The organism is Marinobacter sp. DY40_1A1, assembly GCF_016597815.1.
Taxonomy (GTDB): Bacteria; Pseudomonadota; Gammaproteobacteria; order Pseudomonadales; family Oleiphilaceae; genus Marinobacter; species Marinobacter xiaoshiensis.
Genome location: NZ_VCHA01000005.1, coordinates 345,580 through 366,761 on the forward strand (window position 1 = coordinate 345,580; position 21,182 = coordinate 366,761).

The 21,182-nt window shown below is 49.5% G+C and carries 16 protein-coding genes and 1 pseudogene; 13 read left to right on the forward strand and 4 right to left on the reverse strand.

The window, feature by feature from the left end; genetic code table 11:
• The first annotated feature begins 200 nt into the window (after positions 1–200).
• From FFI61_RS14505 to FFI61_RS14540, 8 genes are all read left to right on the forward strand, one after another.
• A complete protein-coding gene (locus FFI61_RS14505) occupies positions 201–3,446 on the forward strand; it encodes a DUF499 domain-containing protein (RefSeq protein WP_200371316.1) in 3,246 nt (1,081 codons plus the stop codon).
• Positions 3,447–3,453: 7 nt separating this feature from the next.
• Positions 3,454–4,089, forward strand: a complete 636-nt coding sequence (locus FFI61_RS14510; RefSeq protein ID WP_200371317.1) for a hypothetical protein — start codon at positions 3,454–3,456, stop codon at positions 4,087–4,089.
• An 81-nt stretch (positions 4,090–4,170) separates the two neighbouring features.
• Complete coding sequence (locus tag FFI61_RS14515) at positions 4,171–7,317, forward strand: DUF1156 domain-containing protein (protein WP_200371318.1); 3,147 nt, start codon at positions 4,171–4,173, stop codon at positions 7,315–7,317.
• A gap of 15 nt (positions 7,318–7,332) precedes the next feature.
• The gene (locus FFI61_RS14520) at positions 7,333–9,045 is read left to right on the forward strand and encodes a DUF262 domain-containing protein (protein ID WP_200371319.1); all 1,713 of its coding nucleotides are present in this window, start codon (positions 7,333–7,335) and stop codon (positions 9,043–9,045) included.
• A gap of 15 nt (positions 9,046–9,060) precedes the next feature.
• On the forward strand, positions 9,061–10,455 hold the full coding sequence (locus FFI61_RS14525; protein WP_200371321.1) for a DUF3696 domain-containing protein: 1,395 nt from the start codon (positions 9,061–9,063) through the stop codon (positions 10,453–10,455).
• A gap of 3 nt (positions 10,456–10,458) precedes the next feature.
• Positions 10,459–10,992, forward strand: coding sequence for a hypothetical protein (locus tag FFI61_RS14530; protein WP_200371324.1), 534 nt, complete (start codon positions 10,459–10,461; stop codon positions 10,990–10,992).
• The gene (locus FFI61_RS14535) at positions 10,989–11,696 is read left to right on the forward strand and encodes an RNA ligase family protein (protein ID WP_200371326.1); all 708 of its coding nucleotides are present in this window, start codon (positions 10,989–10,991) and stop codon (positions 11,694–11,696) included. The genes FFI61_RS14530 and FFI61_RS14535 overlap by 4 nt, the downstream gene beginning before the upstream one ends.
• A gap of 63 nt (positions 11,697–11,759) precedes the next feature.
• A complete protein-coding gene (locus tag FFI61_RS14540) occupies positions 11,760–15,500 on the forward strand; it encodes a helicase-related protein (protein WP_200371328.1) in 3,741 nt (1,246 codons plus the stop codon).
• A 109-nt stretch (positions 15,501–15,609) separates the two neighbouring features.
• Here FFI61_RS14540 and FFI61_RS14545 read toward each other — a convergent pair whose 3' ends face one another.
• Positions 15,610–15,912, reverse strand: a complete 303-nt coding sequence (locus FFI61_RS14545; RefSeq protein ID WP_200371330.1) for a hypothetical protein — start codon at positions 15,910–15,912, stop codon at positions 15,610–15,612.
• A gap of 161 nt (positions 15,913–16,073) precedes the next feature.
• On the opposite strand from FFI61_RS14545, the gene FFI61_RS14550 reads away from it, so the two are divergent.
• Entirely contained in the window at positions 16,074–16,694 is a 621-nt protein-coding gene (locus FFI61_RS14550) for a hypothetical protein (RefSeq protein ID WP_200371332.1), read from the forward strand.
• A 26-nt stretch (positions 16,695–16,720) separates the two neighbouring features.
• Positions 16,721–17,371, forward strand: coding sequence for a HEPN domain-containing protein (locus tag FFI61_RS14555; protein ID WP_200371334.1), 651 nt, complete (start codon positions 16,721–16,723; stop codon positions 17,369–17,371).
• An 86-nt stretch (positions 17,372–17,457) separates the two neighbouring features.
• Here the strand turns inward: FFI61_RS14555 and FFI61_RS18065 are convergent.
• Together FFI61_RS18065 and FFI61_RS14565 are read right to left on the reverse strand one after the other, a co-directional pair.
• Positions 17,458–17,766: pseudogene (locus FFI61_RS18065) on the reverse strand (IS66 family transposase); the annotation flags it as partial.
• 289 nt (positions 17,767–18,055) lie between these two features.
• Positions 18,056–18,421, reverse strand: a complete 366-nt coding sequence (locus FFI61_RS14565; RefSeq protein ID WP_200371336.1) for a hypothetical protein — start codon at positions 18,419–18,421, stop codon at positions 18,056–18,058.
• A 265-nt stretch (positions 18,422–18,686) separates the two neighbouring features.
• Here FFI61_RS14565 and FFI61_RS14570 point away from each other — a divergent pair, with 265 nt between their 5' ends.
• Genes FFI61_RS14570 through FFI61_RS14580 form a run of 3 tightly spaced genes read left to right on the forward strand, consistent with a single transcriptional unit; the run spans position 18,687 to position 20,243 of the window.
• Positions 18,687–18,986 carry a helix-turn-helix transcriptional regulator gene (locus FFI61_RS14570; RefSeq protein ID WP_200371338.1) on the forward strand — a complete coding sequence of 100 codons (300 nt, stop codon included), beginning with the start codon at positions 18,687–18,689 and terminating at the stop codon, positions 18,984–18,986.
• Between the two features lie 14 nt (positions 18,987–19,000).
• Positions 19,001–19,300: a HipA N-terminal domain-containing protein gene (locus tag FFI61_RS14575; RefSeq protein WP_200371340.1), complete on the forward strand. Its 300-nt coding sequence runs from the start codon at positions 19,001–19,003 to the stop codon at positions 19,298–19,300.
• Positions 19,278–20,243 (forward strand): type II toxin-antitoxin system HipA family toxin, encoded by a 966-nt coding sequence (locus FFI61_RS14580; protein WP_200371342.1) that lies wholly within the window; start codon positions 19,278–19,280, stop codon positions 20,241–20,243. Before FFI61_RS14575 ends, FFI61_RS14580 begins: the two co-directional genes overlap by 23 nt.
• 313 nt (positions 20,244–20,556) lie before the next feature.
• Here FFI61_RS14580 and FFI61_RS14585 read toward each other — a convergent pair whose 3' ends face one another.
• Positions 20,557–21,102, reverse strand: coding sequence for a dienelactone hydrolase family protein (locus tag FFI61_RS14585; RefSeq protein WP_200371344.1), 546 nt, complete (start codon positions 21,100–21,102; stop codon positions 20,557–20,559).
• Positions 21,103–21,182 lie beyond the last annotated feature (80 nt).

The window sequence follows — 21,182 nt, forward strand, 5'->3', positions numbered from 1 at the left end:
ACAAGCCGCGTTTAACGATAAGGGTTATGCACAATAAAAACGAAAGCTTGAACGCTAACCGTGTTGTATTTCCAAGGAAAAAGTAAAAGACTTTGTGTACTCTAGGCAGTATTTGGAATCCTGCGTAACGCAGCCAGCTTGGCAGCTGAAATACTGCGAACTAATGGAAAACAAACCGATAAGGGACCAAGAGGTCATCCATGAAAGATGTGCTAGCAACGTGTAAACCGCGCCCGGAGATTCTGGCAGGAACCTTTAATCCAGCCATATTTACGGCGCGCCTCAGTCAGGTGTTGGATGATTACCGTTTGGGAAATGCAGTAGAGGGTGCCGATTCCCTCTACTCAGATCCAGTCGCATTTTTCCGCGACGCAACTCATCCTACTCAAGGTCTGCGTTCAATCGTCGACAACGCTATGGCTCGGTTGGTTGAAGGCGATAAGTCGCGCCCTGCCATGCAGCGATTGGATACCGCATTTGGCGGTGGTAAAACACACACGTTGATAGCGCTAACCCACATAGCAAAACAGGGCTCACGCCTCGAAAGTGTTACTCAGAGCATATTGCCAGCAAACCGCTTACCAGAACCTGGTGCCATTCGGGTGGTGGGTGTGATCGGCGACACCGTAGACACTCTGCGCGAAACGGCAGGAGGTGATAAGCCAAAACCCAATACACTTTGGTGGCTTATTGCTCAGCAAACGCTGGAGGAAAGTGCACGGCAACCCATTGCTTCCCGCTTGGACAGCTCGGCATCACCCGGGTCCCCCGAGTTTTTTGATGCATTATTTGCAGGCAAAAAAACCGTTGTCATTGTCGATGAAATCGCGCAGTACCTATCCCGAATGGAGGCTGCTTTCCCGGGTCAGGGTGCAGAGCAGGCGGCGGCATTCCTTATGGGGCTGTCGACCTACGCTGAGAGCAACGACAACTTGGCTATTGTTATCAGTCTTGCTTCGGCAACCAATGCCTTTGGCGATTTCAACAAAATGATGCAAAAGCTCATGTCGACGCATGAGATGACAGAGGAGGAAGCTGAGGCGACGGCTGGGGCCGCTCATAAAATGGTAATGGATGTGGTTTCTCGTGCATCTGAATCCACTACACCTGTGCAGGAAGGTGACTTGTCACGAATTATGGCCAAGCGCTTGTTCCTGTCGGTTGATCACAGTGCGGCTGCGGAAGTCGCCGATGAGTTTATTGAAACCTACCGCCAGGCTGGGTCTGACTTGCCCGCTGCTACCAAAAATTCGGAACTGCGGGACCAGTTGGTAACGCATTACCCATTCCATCCAACTCTGATCGAATTCCTGTCTCAAAAGCTGGCCTTGGTTGAAAGCTTTCAGGGCACTCGGGGGCTGCTAAGAACTCTCGCGCGGGTAATTCGTTGCGTGTGGGAAGCCAAACTCGATATTCCCTTGATCCAGACCGGCCATATTGACCTGTCAGACGGCACTATCCGCAGCGAGTTGCTTGGCAAAACCGGCAATACCAGCTTTGCTGCGGTGCTGGACTCCGACATTAGCAAAGCATCGGGCACTCAAACCACGGGCCAGACTGTGGCTAATATGCTGGACACCAACAACCCCCACCCCGATGGCTATCCGGTACATGAATGGTCGTGGCGAGTGGTTTTTTTGCATAGCCTGGTAGGCCAGGGCGGTGGTCTGAATGATGAAAAATTCGGCATAGACATTACATCGGCTATTTATGAAATGGCGTCACCGGCAATTAAACCCGCAACGGTGCGCTCGGCTCTTGAAACTATCGAGCGTGAGGCCAACTATTTGCGGGCCCGGGAGAACCGTCTGTATGCAGATACGATTCCTACCCTGAACAATATTTTGCGCCGTATCGAGGCCAACGTCTCCCCCGCGGAAGCGATGGAGCGTGTAGAGCAGGTAGTGCGGGGGCTGATTAAATCCAGCTTGTTTGATGTACGGGCAAACATCAGCGAAAGCGATGAAATCCCAGATAAAGTAAATAAACCCCAGCTCGGGATTGTAGCGTTTAATTTGGAAAACCTCGTCCCGTCTGAGTTCGTTGAGCGGCGGGCCGACGCGCCACGTCAATATCAGAACCTGGTCTTTTTGCTTGTACCCGGCACAGTACACCTGGATGGTCAGCACTGGAACGAACAGAGGACACGCCAGGAACATCGCACTCGCCAGAACATACTGGCACTGGCGGGCAAAGCCATTGCGATCGAGCGCCTAAAAGCGGACCCGGATAACTGGGGCGTACGCCATGACCAGCTGAACAAAGATGAATTCAAACAGCGGGCGGCCAAGAGCCCACAGGAACTGCGGACAGCCGTTGACGAAGCCTATCGGTATCTGGTGTACCCAGGTCGCGATGGCGGAAAGGTGGTTACCCGTGATCTTGGTAAGCGGGGCAGCGGTCCTACAGCGGGTGGTTCGAGCGGCTTGCACCTTGAAGATGCCATTTTCAAACAGCTAACAGACGAAGGTGAGTTAATCACAGAGGAGCGTGCCACCACTCAGGAAACGCTCATTCTGCTGAACAAGCTCATTTTTGAGACTCACAAACAAGTGAACGTTAACCGGATTGTCGAGTTTTTCGCAACGCGGCGCCATTGGCCTATTCTACAGAAGCCAACCCTCTTGGCCGATGTGCTTCGGGAGGGGAGTAATCGTGGAGTTTGGTGCGTTGGTCACCTGGCGGAGAAAAACGCGGATAAGCCTGAGGTGCTCTACCACAAGGAATCGCCAGCGCCCCTTACCGAGGAGTTCAGTGGTGATGGTTGGATAGTCTGCACGCGTGAGCACGCAAAGCAGATGGGTTGGCTTGAAAGTGTAATGCGCAATCCGGACACCATATCCAAATGGGCAGAGCAAGCCATTGAAACAGCAGTAGAACTGGATTCAGATAAGTTACAGGATGTGGTTCAGAACGAACACGATAAAGTGGACCCGAACATACTTAAAGAACAGCTAACGCACCTGTTGGCTCAGAAAAAAGTGGTGGCTTATCCAAAGTCTAGCTTCAAAGATGGCAAGCCAGATCCGGATCAGGCACAAACAGGCAATAGCATACCCCTGGAGGGCGTAACGGGCGCAGTAGTGGTACCCTATCACGTTGCCCAGGAGCGAGGCTGGATAAAAGTAGCTGAAGCCAAGAGCCAAACAGTTGAAATTCAGAATGCGCAGATCGTGCAGTTGCTGAACCTGCTTTCTGGTAAGGCGCTTGAAGCTTCCAAAACTGAAATTAATGCCCTGCAGATTTTGGGTTTGACCGCGGATAAAACACAATTTCAGATCCAGTTTGGTAAAACGACACTGGGTGAGTTGGTAAAGAACCGAGATATCTTTGCCGGCGTGAAAACCCGAATTAAGTTTGACCAGGTCGGCAAGGCCCGGCTGGGTATTGGGGAAGTCGACCCCGCGTGTAAATTTATGTCTTACATTGACCAGATAAAGAGCTAATACCTATATGGCAGCCAAACCCGGCCAAACACGAAACGCCAGGCAAAAGCCTGGCAAAGCTCAGTTCGATGAAGCCAACCTGCAGCGGTTGGCAAAAAAGTCTCCTTACGCCTTGCGCCTAACTCGGCACAAAAAAGTACCGCCTCCAGTTATGGTGATCAAAGAGCGCATTGCACCGGAAGACAGAGATGACATCGAAGGCTTGACCAATCCACGCGCCAAGCATGTTGATCGAGGCATACTGCATGGCGAGTCTGTGCGCGCCTGTTTGCCTGTTCTCAAGCGGATTCTGGAAGAGGTTAAAGATGACCAGGGCATCTCCCTCAACCTGGAAAAGCTGATGACAGTCGAAGGTATCAAGCGCACAGACCTCAACTTGCCACTGGATGAAGCTGCCGGGGCTCGGCTTGCGCTTTTCTTCCGCTTGCAAACCAAAGTGAAAGACACCGACCGTATTGAGTTGATTGGTCGCCGTGTAGCCATGTTTTCTCGGGAAGAGGCCGTGTATTGGTTGGCCAACGTAACCACCTCTGATCCTGCCTTACGTAGCTGGGCTGTCAGTGGCCTGCGCATGATGCTGTGCGGCGAATCCGGCGACCCTCGGGCTAACCGAATTTTAGAGCGGCTCAGAGCTCGGGGCTGAGCGAAAGTTGTCTTAACCAAACATTTAGAATCATGAGCCAGCACCACCAGCTGGCGGAAATACCAAGGAGTTACCATGCCAATGTCTGACCAGCGCCTGATTGAAGCAGGCTTTCCGTGCCATCAGGTTGGGGCAGAGACGCAACGGGAGCGCAATACTGGCAAAGCCCCACCCACCCATAGGTTGCATGTATGGTGGGCACGTCGACCTCTTATTCCTAGCCGAGCAGCTATTCTTGGCTCTATTTTGCCAGGTGATACTGATTCCGATCAGTTCATAAAAAGTCTGGGAATTAAGGTTTTCGTTGCAGATTTGGAAGGTGTTGAGTGGGTGTTAGGCGAGCAGAAATTAATTGACCGGACAGTAAGCGTTGGAGATGAAAAGTTTCAGCTTGAGGTTGACGCTGTAGTTAAGAGGGCAATACTTAAAGAAAATTCGGTGAGAGCCGAAAACAGCCAACAGATAGATCTTCTTTTGGAGGGCGACCCGAGTCTTGCATATGACTCAGTTTTGCAGCGATGGAAAGCTGAAACTCTTCTTTTACCGGAGATTGCTGAGGGCGACATTCTCCATGTACGTGAGGTCGTCGGCGATCCAGCATGGGCTAAAGAAAAAATGGAATTCACAAAAGCTCATGGAATTCGCTTTTCTGGGGACGGTTACAACTATCCTCGAGCTTTTGGCGCACCTGTTGAGCCTTGTGAGCCAACAAGCTCAAAAGTGATTTTAGATCCAACTTCTGGAGGAGGGTCTATACCCTTTGAAGCCCTTCGTCTCGGCCATAATGTTATTGCAAATGAACTAAACCCAGTTGCAAGCGTTATATTAAAGGCGACTCTTGAGTACCCGGCCAAATTTGGAATGCAACTGCACAGCAGCGTTCAAAGCTATGCAACGAAATTGCTTACAGAGGTTGAGGGGAAGATCCAGTCCTATTTTGCTCTTGGGCAACGCTTGGAGAATCTAGGCATTGAGCCAATACAGCTCCCCCTTGGTATAAAAAAAGAAGAGAAGGAAAAGTTCCAAGTTGAGGACATAGCTGACTACTTATACTGCAGGCAAGTTATCTGTCCGCACTGTCACGGCAATGCCCCGCTGTTGAACTCTCAATGGCTTTCTAAATCTGGCGAAAAGTGGGCTGTAACCATGCATCCCCAGCCAGATAAAACCGTTCAATTTGAAGTTTGCCAGATAGTTAAGGGGAACAGGGGACCTAAAGGCGAAGATTTGGATGCAGGAACGGTGACACGAGGTGTTGGTCAGTGTGTCCATTGCCAGCAAGCTATTGATGGTGATGAAATTAAACGTCAAGCCCGGGGTGAATCTGAGCTAGGCGTCTGGAAAGATGTGCTTTACTGCGTAGTTGGTATCCGATTGGAGCCGAAATTAGATAAAGCTGGCAATGTACAGCGTACCAAAACGGGCGCCAACGCCGGTCAGATAAAGACGACGAAGATCCAGTACTTCCGTACTCCAAATAAATTGGACCAGCAAGCGCTAAATGCTGCAACTGAGCTACTTGAAAATCGTCGTTTTGATTTCGAGATGAAGGGACTTGTTCCAAACGATCCAATTCCGGTTGGCAGTAAGACTAGTGAACCGCATAGATACGGTATGATGTCTTGGGAGGAACTGTTTACACCGAGGCAATTGTTAGGCCACCTCACCGCTATGGAGGTCCTCCAAAACTTGAAGCCCGAAGTTATCGCAGAGCATGGTTTAGAGAATGCTCGAGCAATCATTACTTATCTTCAGTTCATGATCGATAAGTTCGTTGATTACAATAGTCGACAAACCAGATGGATAACTCAACGCGCCCAAGTGTCGGGAACATTCGGTAGGCATGATTTTTCGTTGAAATGGACCTTTGGTGAAATGGTATATGTGGGGCCGTCTTCAGGTTTCCGTTGGAGTATTGGTCAGGTACTTGACGCGTTGAGAGAAATTGTTCAACTGGTTGAACCGGTTTCTATTAAAAGACAGTTTTCACAGTCATTAACAATCAATAGAGGATCAGCTACGGAGCTCGGTGGTGTGGGGTCTAAAAGCGTAGATGCTATTGTGATGGATCCCCCTTATTACAATAACGTTCAATATAGTGAGCTATCTGACTTCTACTACGTTTGGCAGAAGCGAACTTTGAGTGACTTGTACCCGGGCTGGTTTGATGGGTCAGTAACCGAGAAAGATGCCGAGGCTGTTGCTAATCCAGCACGAGACGGTGGGGAAAAACCTGCCAAAGCTCGCTACGAAGAGCTGATGCAGGGCATTTTCAAAGAATGCTCCCGTGTGCTCAAAAGTGACGGCATTATGACTGTCATGTTTACTCATAAAAGCACGGATGCTTGGGAAACACTAACCAACTCGCTGATTCAATCTGGTTGGGATATTACTGGTACCTATCCAGTTGATTCTGAATTCGGTGCGTCAACTCACCAGCTTAATTTGGCCGCTGCGGCTTCGACGATATTCATAGCCTGTCGGCCTGCAAACCGTGAAGATCGCTTACCATCAAGCTGGGCCTACGAGGTAAAAGGAAAACTGGAATCTGCAGTGCGTGAAGGGTTGATCGAATTCGACGAACTCAAGCTGAACCCGGTGGATCGTATGATTGCTTCGTGGGGCAGGGCCTTGCGAGTGTATTCCAAGCATTGGCCGGTTCAGGATGGTGATGAAGAGGTGCCACCCACCCGCGCAATGCAAGAAGCCGCTCGAGTTGTGGCAGAAGAGGAAGTCAGCCGTTTGTCTGGCGGTATGGTTACCGTTGATGACCTGGATTCAGAAACCCGCCTGGCGGTAATAGCGCTCGGCATCAATGGCCTGGGTGATTTCGCCTACGACGATGCTCTGCAAATGAGCCGTTCACTCAACTTCAGCCTGCAGCTTCGCAATGGTAACTACCGTGTAAGTGACGATTTGGTGGCTTACGCCAAAGAGGGTGAAGATCAATTAGCAGCACCCTTGGCAATTAAGGGCAATAAACTGCGGCTCTTGAAGCCAGAAGAACGCACTGACGTGCGCCTGGAAAATCCCCAAACCTTGTGGGATGTGCTAAATGGGCTGATTGTCACCTATCGGGATGGCGGAATTGTCGCTGCCCGAAACTTCCTGGCTGAGCACGGAAAAACCGAAAATCCGGCGCTGCGAGGCTTGCTGAAAGTCTGGGCGAAAGAGTGCCGGGATGATGCATTGCGCCGTGAAGCACAGCTGATTGATTACGAACTTTAATAACAGGGATGTGATATGAGCTCTATCAAAGGTTCTGAACTGAAGTTGCACAAGGTCTTTTCCAGTGACTTTCAGTTTGAAATTCCTGATTACCAGCGCCCCTATTCCTGGCAGGTTGAACATGCTGAAGAGCTGCTTGACGACTTATGGACGTTTCGGGAGCAAGAGGATAAAAGTGAAGAGTATTTCCTTGGCAGCATCGTACTGATTAAGGGCGATGCCTCTAGCCAGGCCGATGTGGTTGACGGTCAGCAGCGCCTGACAACGCTTACTATCCTGTTAGCAGCGATTCGTGATCGGTTGAGTGGTCACCCGAAGTGGGGCGGGGCGTTCGATAAGTACATCATGGAACCTGGTGATGTGACGTTGGATTTATCCCCCAAACCACGACTGTTCCTGCGCAAGAAAGATCGCGAATTCTTCGAAATTTACATTCAGCGCCCCGGCGGCATCCTTGAGATGGATGGCTTGGACGTAAGCCGTTATAAGGATTCCAAACTGAATTTGATCAGTAACGCCCGCGCACTTCGCGATAGGTTGGCAGAGATAGATCAGGAGCTGGTTGGCCAGTTCGGCCAGTTCATTGTTCAGAAATGTTTGTTGGTATTGGTCACTACTGAAAATTTCAAATCGGCCTACCGCATTTTCTCGGTAATGAATGACCGTGGTATGGATCTCGCTCCCTCCGATATCCTTAAGGCGAATATCATCAGCAGTATTGGTGAGCATGAGCGGGAGCGATACACCGAACTCTGGGAAGATATTGAGGAGCGCTTGGGGCGGGAGAATTTCAACGACCTGTTTGCCCATATCCGGATGATCGTGCGAAAGGAAAAGTCCCGGCGCTCAGTGCTTGATGAATTCACTGATTATGTAGTTACACCTACTGCCAACAGCCGGAAGTTAATGGACGAGCTCTTGTTGCCCTATGCGGATACGCTGGATGCTGTTCTTAGCAACAACTTCAAGAGCGAAGCCAACGCCGCTCAGATTAACCGATTGCTTCAGTGGCTGCATTACCTGAACAACAAGGATTGGGTGCCGGTTGCCATGAAGTTTATCCGGAAGTTTGACCGGGATACCGAAACCCTACAAGCACATCTGCAGAAGCTTGAAAGGCTGGGGGCCAGTATGTTTATTCGTGGCATTTATGCCACTCCCCGAATCGAGCGCTTCGGCCAGGTGCTTCGTGAGTTAGAACAAGGAAAAAACTTGTTGGATGAAGGATCTGCTCTTGATCTTAGTAAGGACGAGCAACGGGATACACTCTACTGGCTGAACGCCAATGTGTACCGGTATTCAAACCGGTTGCGTTCTTACATTCTGATGCGTATGGATTCGTTCTTGTCTGACCAGAGTATGAACTACAAAGATCTCACGAAAACCATTGAGCATGTTTTGCCGCAAACACCGGCTTCTGACTCTGACTGGCGAAAGAACTGGTCAGATGATGACCGGGAACGCTGGGTTGACCGCATTGGTAACCTGCTATTGCTGAGCCGAAAGAAAAATTCGGAAGCCTCTAACTTCGACTTCGAAAAGAAAAAAGAGCGGTATTTCAAAACCAAGTCTGGCGTGTCGAACTTCGCCACGTCTACCGACGTGCTGAATTACGACTCCTGGACTCCCAAAGAGGTTCAGGAGCGTCAGAAAAAGATGATCACGCTTTTTGGTGATAAGTGGTCGCTGGCTTCAGGTGTTACCTGGGACGAACTGGAAAAGCTTTGACTTGAGGTCGCCCTGATGATCAACGAATTTCAGCTCAAGAACTTCAAAGCCTGGGAAGATACCGGGCCAATGGTGTTGAAACCTCTAACGGTAATTTTCGGCACAAACAGCTCTGGTAAATCCAGCCTCGGGCATTTTTTGCTGGCTTTAAAGCAAACTGTGCTGCTGACGGATCGCAAGCGAGCTTTGCACCTTGGGGATGAGAACTCGCTGATTGATTTGGGTACGTATGAAGAGTGTGTTCATAGCCATGATTTGGCCTCAGATATCGGCTTTCGGCTCAAGTGGGAGAAAAACAAACCATTTTCTATTGAGGATGTTCTGAAAAAGAATGTCCGTTATCAGGGTAACTCTTTAGAACTGGAATCCAGAATTTCTTCCCGCGAGAAGACTGGCCAACCTTGGACGCGCTCTTTTAGCTATCGCCTGCTCGATGGTGATGAGGAGCGGTTCCACGTAACTCACAGCAAAAATGACGGAAAGCCTAGGCTTGAATGCTCCCCTCTGCAGTTGGTGCGAGCAATGGGACGTGGCTGGCCAGTTGAGGCCCCTGAGAAATTTTATCTTTTCTCCGAGCGAACACTGTCACGCTATCAGAATGCGCAGTCGCTCAATAATCTCGCGCTTGAGACTGAGGCTCTGATTCAGAACTTCTATCACTTGGGGCCATTACGCAATCCACCCAAGCGGATATATCCCTGGTCTGGTGATACGCCATTAGATGTTGGCTCGCAGGGGGAGCTTACGATTGCGGCTATACTTGCGGCGACGGCAGAGGGTCGCAGGCTGAATCGAGGCCCTGGTAAGCGCAGGCAGAGCTTTGATGAGTTTATTGCCGGATGGCTGAAAGATCTCCAGATCATCAGTGAGTTTCGGGTGCGGCCTGTGGCCCCGGGCCGTAAAGAGTATGAGGTTTTGATTAAGGTGAATAAGGGCAGTGCAGAGGTAAAGCTCACGGATGTAGGGTTTGGTGTATCTCAAGTGCTGCCGGCGTTGGTGCAGGCGTTTTATTGCCCACCGAACTCAACTGTATGGATGGAGCAGCCTGAGATTCACCTACACCCGAGCGTTCAAAGCCATCTGGCTGATGTTTTTCTAAGTGCGATTAAGGCCACAGAAAATGGTGAGCCTCGCAATGTTCAGCTGGTGGTTGAGAGCCATTCAGAACACTTTTTGACGCGGTTGCAACGGCGGATTGCGGAGCGGGAAGTGAGTGTGGACGACGTGGCGATTTACTTCACCAGTCAGGATGAAAATGGCAATGCCCACCTTGAACCGTTGAAGATGAATGATTTTGGAGATATTGAGAATTGGCCAGAAGGGTTCTTTGGCGATGAGATGGAAGACATAACAGCAAGAACACTGGCCGCGGCGAAACGCCGACGGGAGTTAAAGAAGCAGGGAGGCTGAGACGTGCGGGCGATTCTGGATACTAATGTTCTTCTCGTCGCGAATCATAAACACCAGGATGCGTCTGAGGAGTGCGTTGAGGTTTGTGTAGAGGCGCTGAATGAAGTTCAATCGTCTGGCAAGCTTGTGATTGATGATCAATATTTACTTCTGGAAGAGTACCAACACAAAACCAACTCGAAAAGCCCGAAAGGTGTGGGTGATGTGTTCCTGAAATGGCTGTTACAAAATCAGGCTAACTCAGAAAAAGTGATTCAGGTGTCAGTTACACCGCTGACTTGCGACAGGTTCGAGGAGTTTCCGGATAGTGATCTGCAGGAGCGGTTTGATCCGCCCGACAGAAAATTTATTGCAGTAGCCGCCGCTGATGAAGGGCGTAGCACAATATTACAAGCTGCCGATTGTAAATGGCTGGATTGGTGGCAAGCTTTGAGCCAGCATAAAATTAAAGTGCATTTTATCTGTCCAGATGATGTTTGCCGGTTTTACGATAAGAAATTCCCTGAGAAGGCACGGCCTGAGTTACCCCAACTATGAGCGATTTTTTTCGGTTTCCTCACACGCCTCACCTTGCCTGGCTTGGCAAGGGGCAGCCGCGGGATGACAAGGTGCTAGACCCGAAGGCATTGGCTGAGCTGCTGTCTGCTCCGGTTATTGTCGAAGAGAAAATTGATGGTGCCAATCTGGGTATTTCATTTTCCAGTTCCGGTGAGCTCCGGGCCCAGAATCGGGGTGCTTATTTAGAGCGGCCTTTCCGTGGCCAGTTTTCACGGCTTGATCAATGGATGATGGAGCGCTATGCGTTTTTTCAAGAACATTTGCCAGATCGTTTGATTGTATTTGGCGAGTGGTGTGCCGCCCGCCATTCTCTTGGTTATGAGACCCTCCCGGATTGGTTTGTTCTGTTTGATGTTTATGATCGGCATGCTCAAAGGTTTTGGAGCGTGGAGCGCCGGAACAGGCTGGCTAAAGAACTGCAGCTTCCTGTGGTGCCTGTGGTTTATCAAGGTAAAACCGACGTTGCGAAGCTTGAAAGGCTGGCAGTTCAGCTAAAAAGCAGATATCGAAACGGCAACGCAGAAGGGATTGTTGTCCGAAAAGACTCTGATCAGTGGTGTCAGGCACGAGGCAAGTTGGTGCACCCGGACTTCACCCAGAATATTGAGGAGCACTGGCGTAGCCGAGCCATTGATTGGAATGCCCGGGAGCCAAGCTCGCGTTATTTGCACCCCACCGCCTGATAGTACGGAGTTGTTATGGCGCTAAAGGATTATCCCTGGGAGCCTTCTTATGCGTCGTCTGATGTGAACGACGACGGCACAGAAACCGACATTCTTCACGATTTCTATATCCCCATTCTTGAACGTTCAGTCTTCTACGATCGCGTCGCTGGGTATTTCACCTCTACGTCTCTGGCCTCGGCCTCCAAGGGCTTTTCTCGATTTGTTGAGAATAATGGCAAGGCAAGATTTATCGTGGGTGTCGATCTGGATCAGGAGGATGCGGAGACGATACTCAAGGTCAAGTCGGGCAACTTGGAAGATGTGCTTCTGAAAGAATTGGTTGATCTGGAAACGTGGCCGGACTCTGTTCGGCATGGGATTAAGCTAATGGCGTGGATGCTGACCCACGATCACCTTGATATCAAAGTGGCTGTGCGAGTGCATAAAAAAACGGGTGAGCCAAAGCCCATGAGCTTTCACGGTGATGGTTACATGCATGAGAAGTGGGCCATTTTTGGCGACGGCGAAGACAAAATTTTGATCAGTGGCTCTCTGAACGAGTCCCGAACGGCGCTAACGATTAACGCTGAGAATATCGACTTATCGAAAACCTGGGATGTTGATCCGGTTTGGGCGAAGAAAAAGTTTGATAAGAAGCATAAAAGCTTTGAGGCCATGTGGAGCCATCAGCATCCGTCGATACGCACTTATGAGCTTCCCAAAGCCATTCGTGAGCGGATTATAAAGTTTGCCGGGGATGTGGATTCTTTTTTTGAAATAGACGGTACTCCTGCAGAGCTACCGCAAGAGTCACCTCCGCAAAATAATATCAATGAATCCAGCCCTGAGCCGTCATTACTCGAAAAAATCCGTTTTGCGCTAATTCGTTTGGCTCCGTTGTTACCCAACGGCCAATACGTGGGTATGGAAACAGCCCCTGTTGCGCCTTGGCCGCACCAGCGTTTTGTAGCAACTCGGTTGATTGACAGCTATCCCAAAAACCACCTCCTGTGCGATGAGGTTGGTCTTGGCAAAACGATTGAGGCTGGATTGGCCTTTCGGTCACTTTGGCTATCCGGGCTTACTCGGAGCATCCGGGTATTTGCGCCAGCTTCTTTGACAAGCCAGTGGATGAACGAAATGGCCGAAAAGTTCTATATGAGCTTTTGCCGGCGGACTAGTCGTTCCGGGAGTTGGGAGAGGAAAGACCTGCAAAAAGGAGAAACGCTGCCGGGTTCCGGAAAGTTGTTCCAGGAACCCTTGGAGATAATTTCAACCGGATTGCTAATTAACCAGACTCGGGGCCAAATTCTCCAACAAATGCCAGAGACTGATATGGTTCTGGTAGATGAGGCGCACAAAGCCCGTCGTCAAAATCCCGATAATCAGGATAGGGAACCTCGGCCAAACAAATTATATAGAGAGTTACAAACCGCTCTCTATCAGAAATCACGTGCCTTATATCTAGCGACAGCTACACCCATGCAGTTGAATCGGGTAGAGGCCTTCGACCTTTTAAAAATGATGCCTTCAGCTGGCAATGTGCAGTTCTCAGAGGATCTTTGTGGTTTGTTCTATCAGATTCGCGACAGGCTGGTTGACGGCGAATCATTGCAGGAGCATGAAAAGAATTGGTTTCGGCGATATCTGGCAAACGTGCGTGTGAGTGCACCTGAGCATTGGGCATTTGTAATGAATCATGTGCTTGGCCCTATAAATGCTGGCAATCTGTTGGATTTTATAGAATCCGGGATTGAGCCTTTCGGCATGAACGGTTGGGATGATTATTTAACGGCTGTGAATATGCTGGCCCCGCTGGGGCGGAGCATGTTGCGGCATACCCGGGCGCTTTTGAGGGAATATCAAAAAGACGGGCTGTTGAAAGAAAACCTTGCCCAACGTCACGTTGAGCCAAAGGTCATTCAGCTAAAACCCTCAGAGAGAGTGGTTTACGACAAGCTTCAGGATTACTGCGCTGGGTTAGCAGAGCATATTGCGGCCAATATGAATGAAAGCACGCAACAGGCTGCAATCGGCTTTTATCTGAGTTTCCTGAGGCTCCGGTTCGCCTCTTCCTTTGAAGCACTAAAACTCTCTCTTGAGCGTCGTTTGATTAAAATTGCGCGAACACTTGAGCACAAGTTAGCAAGCTCAGAATCTGCTTCTGGAACCAGGGATGAGCTAGAGGAGCTGGATGAGGCGGAGCTTGAGGGACTGGTCCTAAAGAATCGGCAGGAAGGTGACCTTGTTTGGGAGCAGGGTGCCGTCAATACGCTTCTAGCCGAGCTGGATAACCTACCTTCTACGCCATCGAAAACCTTTCAGCTTCTTGAAGAACTTCAGGCCCGGGCAAAGCCAGGACATGGTCGTGTTCGACAGGTTGTTGTTTTTACCCGATATACGGATACTTTGAACTACCTGTATCGAACACTGATGCTGAAGCTGCCGAACTGTCCAATTGGTACTTTTTCGGGTGAGGGTGGCACCTTGCGCAAACCTGGTCAATCTAGCCCTGAATCTCTCGATCGCACAATGATTAAACAACAATTTGTGCAAGGGCAGATTGATATTTTGTTGTGCACTGACGCGGCGGCTGAGGGGTTGAACCTACAAAGTGCTGACCTCTTGATCAACTTTGATTTGCCGTGGAACCCGATGTTACTGGAGCAGCGGATAGGTCGAATCGACCGTATTGGCCAACACCACCAGCAAATTTACGTTTCAAACTACCTGTATCAAGGTAGTGTTGAGGAGGTGGTTTACGTTCGATTAGTACAACGCTTTCACGAAGCAATAAGCGTGACGGGGGCGTTGCAGTTTTCGCTGTTACCTATCCACCAGGAAGATTTTGAAGATCTGGCCAAGTCTGATTTTGAGGATGGCAAGATTACGGAAAAGGAACTGCTGATCCGAGCAGAACAGCACGCGAGGAAGATTAAGGAACGGCAGTCGCTTACCGAATACCCAGCGAAAGACCAACGCAGTGCCTATGAAGAGTTGTTTCGAGAACACTCCCAGAAAACATTGCCGGTCACTCTCGATGATATATGGGAGGTTTTGATCACCAGTGAATACCTTCAAACTATTGGATGTAAAAAAGAGGCTTTTTCTGAGGGTGAAGCGCTTGCCTTGTTTGGTATACCGGGTGTTGATGATGGTACTTTGCTGACGATATCGCGATCACTGATAGAGCATGGTTTGCGTGCGAATGAATTAAGAGACCTCCGGTTCGCGACATATGGTGATCCAGTATTTGACAAGCTATTGGATCATATGACGACAGGGCTGGCGGATGTTAATGACGCATGGGTTAATAGAAAGCCGATAGCAGTGGTTGGTAATGATGAAATTGCTTTCAACTCCGTTAGGGAAGCACTGGATCATTTGGAGCAGCTTTCCGGCGACGTGCGCATTCGGCCCAGGGCGGGTGTGACTATGACGCCTGAATCTGACAATGTTGGGGTGCAGCAACAGCGGGAGCTAATTGCGGGAGCTGCACGTTTGGCTCAGCTAAAACTTAGACCCGCGAATGATACTCCGAACAACCAGATTAGTGAGATTGATCGGTTCAGGATTGATGTCATTAGGCGCAGTTTGCCTGCAGTCAATCTTGAGTTTTCAGTCAATAATCAAAGTGCTCTCTTGGCCACAGAGAAGCACCTACTTTGGCCAATGAAGCAGCAGGGGGAGAGCCTTTCCGTTCAAGGTGATGTGTTATTTATTGATGCCTCTAGGTCTATAATTTATAGAGCTCTGAATAGTATAAAAAAAGGCGAGCGAACACGTGAGCGGGTGGTTCAAAAGCTAACTGAGGGAAATTAAGCGAATCATAAGGATAAGTCGTAAGCAGTCGTGAGAAAATTACACAGTTGCGTAGGCAGGTTGTTTCGCTTCCAATTATCTGGGTGCCTGTATAGGTGCAGGGAACTGTTTATAGCCAATGATTTGGGATGGGCAGCTCGTAGTTTTTCTCAACAATGTTTAACGTAGCTAGAATTTCTGAGTGCCTTGCTACTTGCTCCGGAGTCCATGCTGCACGCTGCTCTAAAAGGGTAGCGAGCTCCCTCAGATTGAACATTCCAAGTCGGTGGAAGTTGCCCCAGCTTGGTTGCCCAAATAAGTTGTAGATGACAACAGTGCTATCGCGCTCGCTGGCAAGTCGCTTTTTTCCTTTAAGTAGTGCCTCTGCAGCTTCGGCATCGTCTCGGTCATCGTAAGTATTGAGTAATTTCACGTTCGTTCCGGTCATCCTGAATCAACTGAGCATGGTAATGGATCGGGCCAGAGGGTCAACAGCTATCGATAAAAGGAGTTCGTTATAGTTGACGCGCGCAATTACTCAGGTACGCAAGCTTCAGTCACGCATAAAAATCATACATGGAAGGGGCGGCATCAATGCCATTACAGAACCGAGTCACACCCACTGGGACGATCGAGGCTATCAGCGCCCGAGGTGCCCTCATGGGGAACCGGGGTGTCTTGCACAATGCAAGCAAAGAGCTAAAGCATCTTTATAAAATCAAACCATGGATTACCTGTGCCTTGGAGTTTAAGGGGCGTCGTCGTGAATTGATGACTCCCGGCGCATACACTGAATTATTCTTTCTCGATGAGGTCACTGCCTTCGCAGCCGGTCACCGGCCTTGTGCCGAATGTCGCCGGGCTCGTTACAACGAATTCCGTGATGCCTGGACGTCTACTAATAAATCAGAAGAAGTCCCGAAAATTCGAGCGCCTGAGATGGATGAGGTGCTTCATCGAGAGCGGATACATGAAGGTGGTAAAGTCACCTGGAGCTCCCTATTAGCAGAGCTTCCGCATGGAACCATGTTTCAAGTAAACGGCGATTGTTTTGCCGTCTGCGATGACAGTATTCTGAAGTGGGATTTCGAAGGGTACACGGCTGTTGGCCGAGGGCCTATTCCTGACAAAGTCGACGTATTGACACCGCGCTCAGTTGTGAAAGTGTTCGCTAACGGCTTCAGGCCGGAGTTTCACCCAACCGCCACTATATAGTTCAGGCCTGTCCCCGAGGAATAACTATGATTTTTGAGCAACTTAAACAGCGTCAAAGAGCCGAGCGTGATGGTTACCACCCAAACCTGGGGCTCCGAGTACATCGCTCTTTAAGCTGGCTACAGCGGGCAGAGCAGGCTGACGACTTGGACAGCCAGTTCATCTTTCTTTGGATTGCCTTTAACGCAGCTTACGCAACTGAGATAAGTGAAGAGTATCGAACCTCAGAACAACACTCGTTCAGAAATTTTCTGGAAAAGCTTTCCGAGTTGGACAAAGATCGTCAACTAGAGCAGGTAGTGTGGAAAGAGTTTCCCAAGAGCATTCGCGTTCTATTGAGTAACCGCTACGTGTTCCAAGGCTTTTGGGATTTCCATAATGGGAAGATAGCAAAAGAAGAATGGGAAGATCAGTTTGAGAGAGCAAGGGTGGCTGCGCAAACAGCCCTTGGAAAGCAGGACACCCCAACTGTTTTGGGGATTGCATTGAATCGAATTTACACGCTCCGTAATCAAATTATTCACGGTGGCGCTACTTGGGGGAGTTCCGTAAACCGGGATCAGCTTCGTGATTGTGTGGCACTTATGGAAAAGCTCGTGCCGATTATTGTCACCATTATGATGGATAACCCTGGCACACTTTGGGGTGATGCGTGCTATCCGGTAATTGAAGGGTAGGCTGTTAATCTGAGCCTTTACAACTCAACCCAACGCCTCACAATATCCATAGTTCCGAATGGTCATTACTTTCTGGGGGGATTACAGTCCGCTCCGGTAGTGTGTTTCAGCACATGGTGGATATAAGCGGGAGGCTCTAGGCTATTCGCCTTGGCCGTTTCGGTCAGAGAATAGCCAGTGGCACTGGCGATCGCGTCTTTGAGGTATCGGCGAACAGCCAAGCCTTACGGCCCACGACGAAGGGCCGGATGGCATTTTCGACCAGCACATTACTGATGTGGAAGTCACCGCGTTCACAATAGCCTGTCAGGGTTTCCCACTGGTTCAGTGGTATAGTCCATCGCCTTGCGAGTAAACATCCCTTTCATCACCTTTGGCGCTGTGTTCTCCAGCCAGACTTACGACTAATCTGATATTCGATAATAGGAAATTTGTATAAGTCAGACACCCTTCGTGCATAGTATTTAAGCACGAAGCATATCGACGTTGATTTACGAGTTGGTTTTACGGCGATACCTCCTCGTGAATAGTCTTTATACACGTAGAGCTGTAAGCGGTAATGTTTCCGCATGGCTTCTGTCTCATGACCACCCTTGTATCGCCCTGCCATTGGTCAGTCGACCATCTCAAGGAGTTCTTCCTCGGTGTACAGAGTGCCGTCTCCCAGCCTGGAGGGTCAGAGCGCTAAAATTGCTGTGCTGGCGGTGGTGGCAGGTTATCGCTGTGGGCATAGCCGGCTGCCCCTGAACGAAATGGCTGCTGGTTTTCAAACCGTTTCGAGAAGGCGCTGATAGCATCTCCAGAAATGGCCACAGAGGCGCTTTCTGCAGGAACGATGCTCCCGGTAACCAGCCTGAATACGGGAACCTCAGGTATCTCTTTGAGCAACACCAGCTCGCCATTGGCAAGCTGATCTCGTAAACGGGAAGGGGTATAACTGGAATTCGGTAGATAGCTGGTCAATTCCTTATCGGAATATTGATCCCAGCCACCTTCGATCATCAAGGCTTCATAAACCGCAAGCGAGTGCGGGTCTGCAATTTTGGTCACGTCCGTGTTCCCACAAAGTATTAATCGGCATAATCCATGCCTTGGCTGTTGTCGAATGTACAGGAAATTTTTGATTGGACCAAGCCTGCATTAAGTCTCTCAACCCCAACCGGATAATCATCCTTGAGTCAACAAATTAACGCTCCCAGGGAAAACCGACACTAAAAGTCAGTTTAGTGTTTTATATGCACTATTTAATCAGTATAATGACTCCATTCATCATTTTTTTGGTTTTGCGCCAAAATAACGAATATATGGGTGAGTTATGAAGACCAAGCAAGGCATTCTCAAAGCGGTCAACGATCAAATAAAACAACTTCAGGCACTGGCTCACACAATAGAAGCATCAGAAAGCCCTGATCTGCGAGAATTGGAAGAGCTTCCAGCGCTACTGGCTGAGCGGCGTGAATTACTGAATATGACCCCAGCAGAAGTTGCAGACCTCTGTGGGCTATCCCCAACCACTTATCGCTCAATAGAGCGTGGCTCGGGTAACCCCCGAATTCAAACACTGCAGACGGTGTGTGATGCTCTAAACGTAAAAATATGGGTAGATCGTTCATGAGGGCCTGCGTCCGAATGAACGGCAGGGTGGCGGGTGTACTGGAGCGCATAGGCTCAACCGTAACGTTTCATTACGACGCGACTTATCTCCAAATGCGACTACCGCCTCTAAGTTTGAGTTTACCCTTGCGACTGGAGCCCTATGAATATGAAGGGTTGCCGCCGTACTTCAGCGGTCTTGTAAGCGAAGGTTGGCTAAAGCGTATACAAGCTAAAGAACAAAGAATTGATCCGAACGATGAGTTTTCGTTGCTGGTTCATAACGGAAAAGACCTTCCAGGAGCGGTAACCCTTGAATTGCTTGATATGCCTTAAAGAGATCAATGCCAAAACCACTTCGGGATACCATTCAAAGTGCCTGAAGGATCTGTTCGGCAGCGATAAGATTGACGTCACTTTGTCCGAGAGCCGAAGAGATCTGGTCACTGAAATGCCAAAGCAAACCCATGGCTTTTCGATCAGTGGTGTGCAGATGAAGTGCCAGTTGGCCATTGAAGAGGGAAAGCTGGAGCTGGTCGACAGTGGCGGCCAATTCATTATGAAGCCCTCTCCTGAGGAATACCCTAACGTTGCTGAGAACGAGCACGCAACGCTGAAGCTCATGGCCCGAATTGGGTTCGAAGTGCCACCTTGTGGACTTATCAGGCTTGAGGATGGCCATTTGGTGTTTGTTATACGGCGTTACGACAGAAACTTTCTTGATGGAACCAAGTACCACCAAGAGGACGCAATGCAGGCACTGGGAATAGCGAATTCAGACTCAGGCTTGAAATACACGGCTGCAAGCTATGAAGAAGTTCTGACGCTTGTGAAAGAACACGGAGGTGATGCGGTAGCGGCATCACTATTTGACCGCTTGGCATTCAGCTACCTGGTTGGGAACGACGATCACCATTTAAAGAACATAAGTTTTTTATACGAGCCCTCTTTCCGACTTGCTCCTTGCTATGACGTTCTTGGATCATCGCTCTATAGCTCGAAGGCAGATAGCCCAATGGCTCTCGCCATGCTTAAGGGCGGTGATGAGCCAAAATACTATGCAGAAATGGGCAATGGTTTTTATTCCGGTTCCGACTTTATCGAGATGGGTGCCAGGGCAGGGCTAAGAGCCAGTGCTTTGAGGAGTCGGTTAAATCGTTTGGTCAAAAGTGTTGGCGTACACGCCTCCGGGATTATCCAAAGTTCTTTTATGCCGGAAGAGGCCAGGTCAGAGTATGAGGAGCTTGTTAATCAACGAATTAAATTCATGGCTGCATAGGGAGTCGTCGAACTAATCTCGGGTAGCATTTCAATGGTTGGCATAGAGTGGCCAGGCCGGTAGCTGTACCTCTATCCCGATCTTATTAGGAATGAAGGCATCGATTTCATTTTGACTGACTGTGTACCCAGGCGCTCAAAAATGTTCATAGCGCTGCCTCTTGGTATCACCGCTCCCAGTACTAAAAACGGCAAAATCCATGGCGACAAAACGACTGTAACTAACTGATTTATATAGTCTCTAAAATGCGTTTTTAGCTCACATTCTGCTTTAATTAAACCCTATAACCTATTGTTTTAAAATAAGTTAATGCTCAATCAATGCCAAGCCTGGCGGGTATGTGCTGATCCAACTCGGCGTAGTGGAACAGCATCGGCTGGCGTATCTGTCCTGCCAACTCCAGATTATTTTGAATGCCACCGCCGTAATAACTTACTGCTGCATCCACTTTTCCGCTGGCGGCAGCGCGGTATGCTAATTGCCCTCCCATACAAAAACCCAGCACGCCAACCTTGCCTGAAACCTGTGGCAATCCACGCAAGTGTTCGATGGCGGTGACAACATCCTCTCCGGCCTGGGCGAGGTCTGTGCCTTTCAACAATGCAAAGGCTGTGTCTGTGTCCGCCTCGTTATAGTCGAGGTTGGTTCGCGTCTGTTGGCGCCAGAATACATCTGGTGCCAATACCACGAATCCGTCCAGTGCGTATTGCTTGGCGACGTCGCGAATGTGCTCATTCACACCCCAGATTTCCTGCACCAGAACCAAGCCGGGGCCTGTGCCCGCAGGTGGTAGGGCCAAGTAGCCGGAAAAGTTGGGCTCATCCGCAGATAATAGATTAATCCAGTCAGCTGAAATCATATTGTTACCTGCCTTATTTGACGAATAGTGTCCCTTCCGTGAAATATTCTACGGGTTCCAACACCAATGGCCAGCGAGCA

Excerpts from the sequence above, each read along its gene's own strand:
- FFI61_RS14505 (WP_200371316.1), top strand. The coding sequence starts at position 201 with ATGAAAGATGTGCTAGCAACGTGTAAACCGCGCCCGGAGATTCTGGCA.
- FFI61_RS14510 (WP_200371317.1), top strand. The coding sequence starts at position 3,454 with ATGGCAGCCAAACCCGGCCAAACACGAAACGCCAGGCAAAAGCCTGGC.
- FFI61_RS14515 (WP_200371318.1), top strand. The coding sequence starts at position 4,171 with ATGTCTGACCAGCGCCTGATTGAAGCAGGCTTTCCGTGCCATCAGGTT.
- FFI61_RS14520 (WP_200371319.1), top strand. The coding sequence starts at position 7,333 with ATGAGCTCTATCAAAGGTTCTGAACTGAAGTTGCACAAGGTCTTTTCC.
- FFI61_RS14525 (WP_200371321.1), top strand. The coding sequence starts at position 9,061 with ATGATCAACGAATTTCAGCTCAAGAACTTCAAAGCCTGGGAAGATACC.
- FFI61_RS14535 (WP_200371326.1), top strand. The coding sequence starts at position 10,989 with ATGAGCGATTTTTTTCGGTTTCCTCACACGCCTCACCTTGCCTGGCTT.
- FFI61_RS14550 (WP_200371332.1), top strand. The coding sequence starts at position 16,074 with ATGCCATTACAGAACCGAGTCACACCCACTGGGACGATCGAGGCTATC.
- FFI61_RS14555 (WP_200371334.1), top strand. The coding sequence starts at position 16,721 with ATGATTTTTGAGCAACTTAAACAGCGTCAAAGAGCCGAGCGTGATGGT.
- FFI61_RS14570 (WP_200371338.1), top strand. The coding sequence starts at position 18,687 with ATGAAGACCAAGCAAGGCATTCTCAAAGCGGTCAACGATCAAATAAAA.
- FFI61_RS14575 (WP_200371340.1), top strand. The coding sequence starts at position 19,001 with ATGAACGGCAGGGTGGCGGGTGTACTGGAGCGCATAGGCTCAACCGTA.
- FFI61_RS14585 (WP_200371344.1), bottom strand. The coding sequence starts at position 21,102 with ATGATTTCAGCTGACTGGATTAATCTATTATCTGCGGATGAGCCCAAC.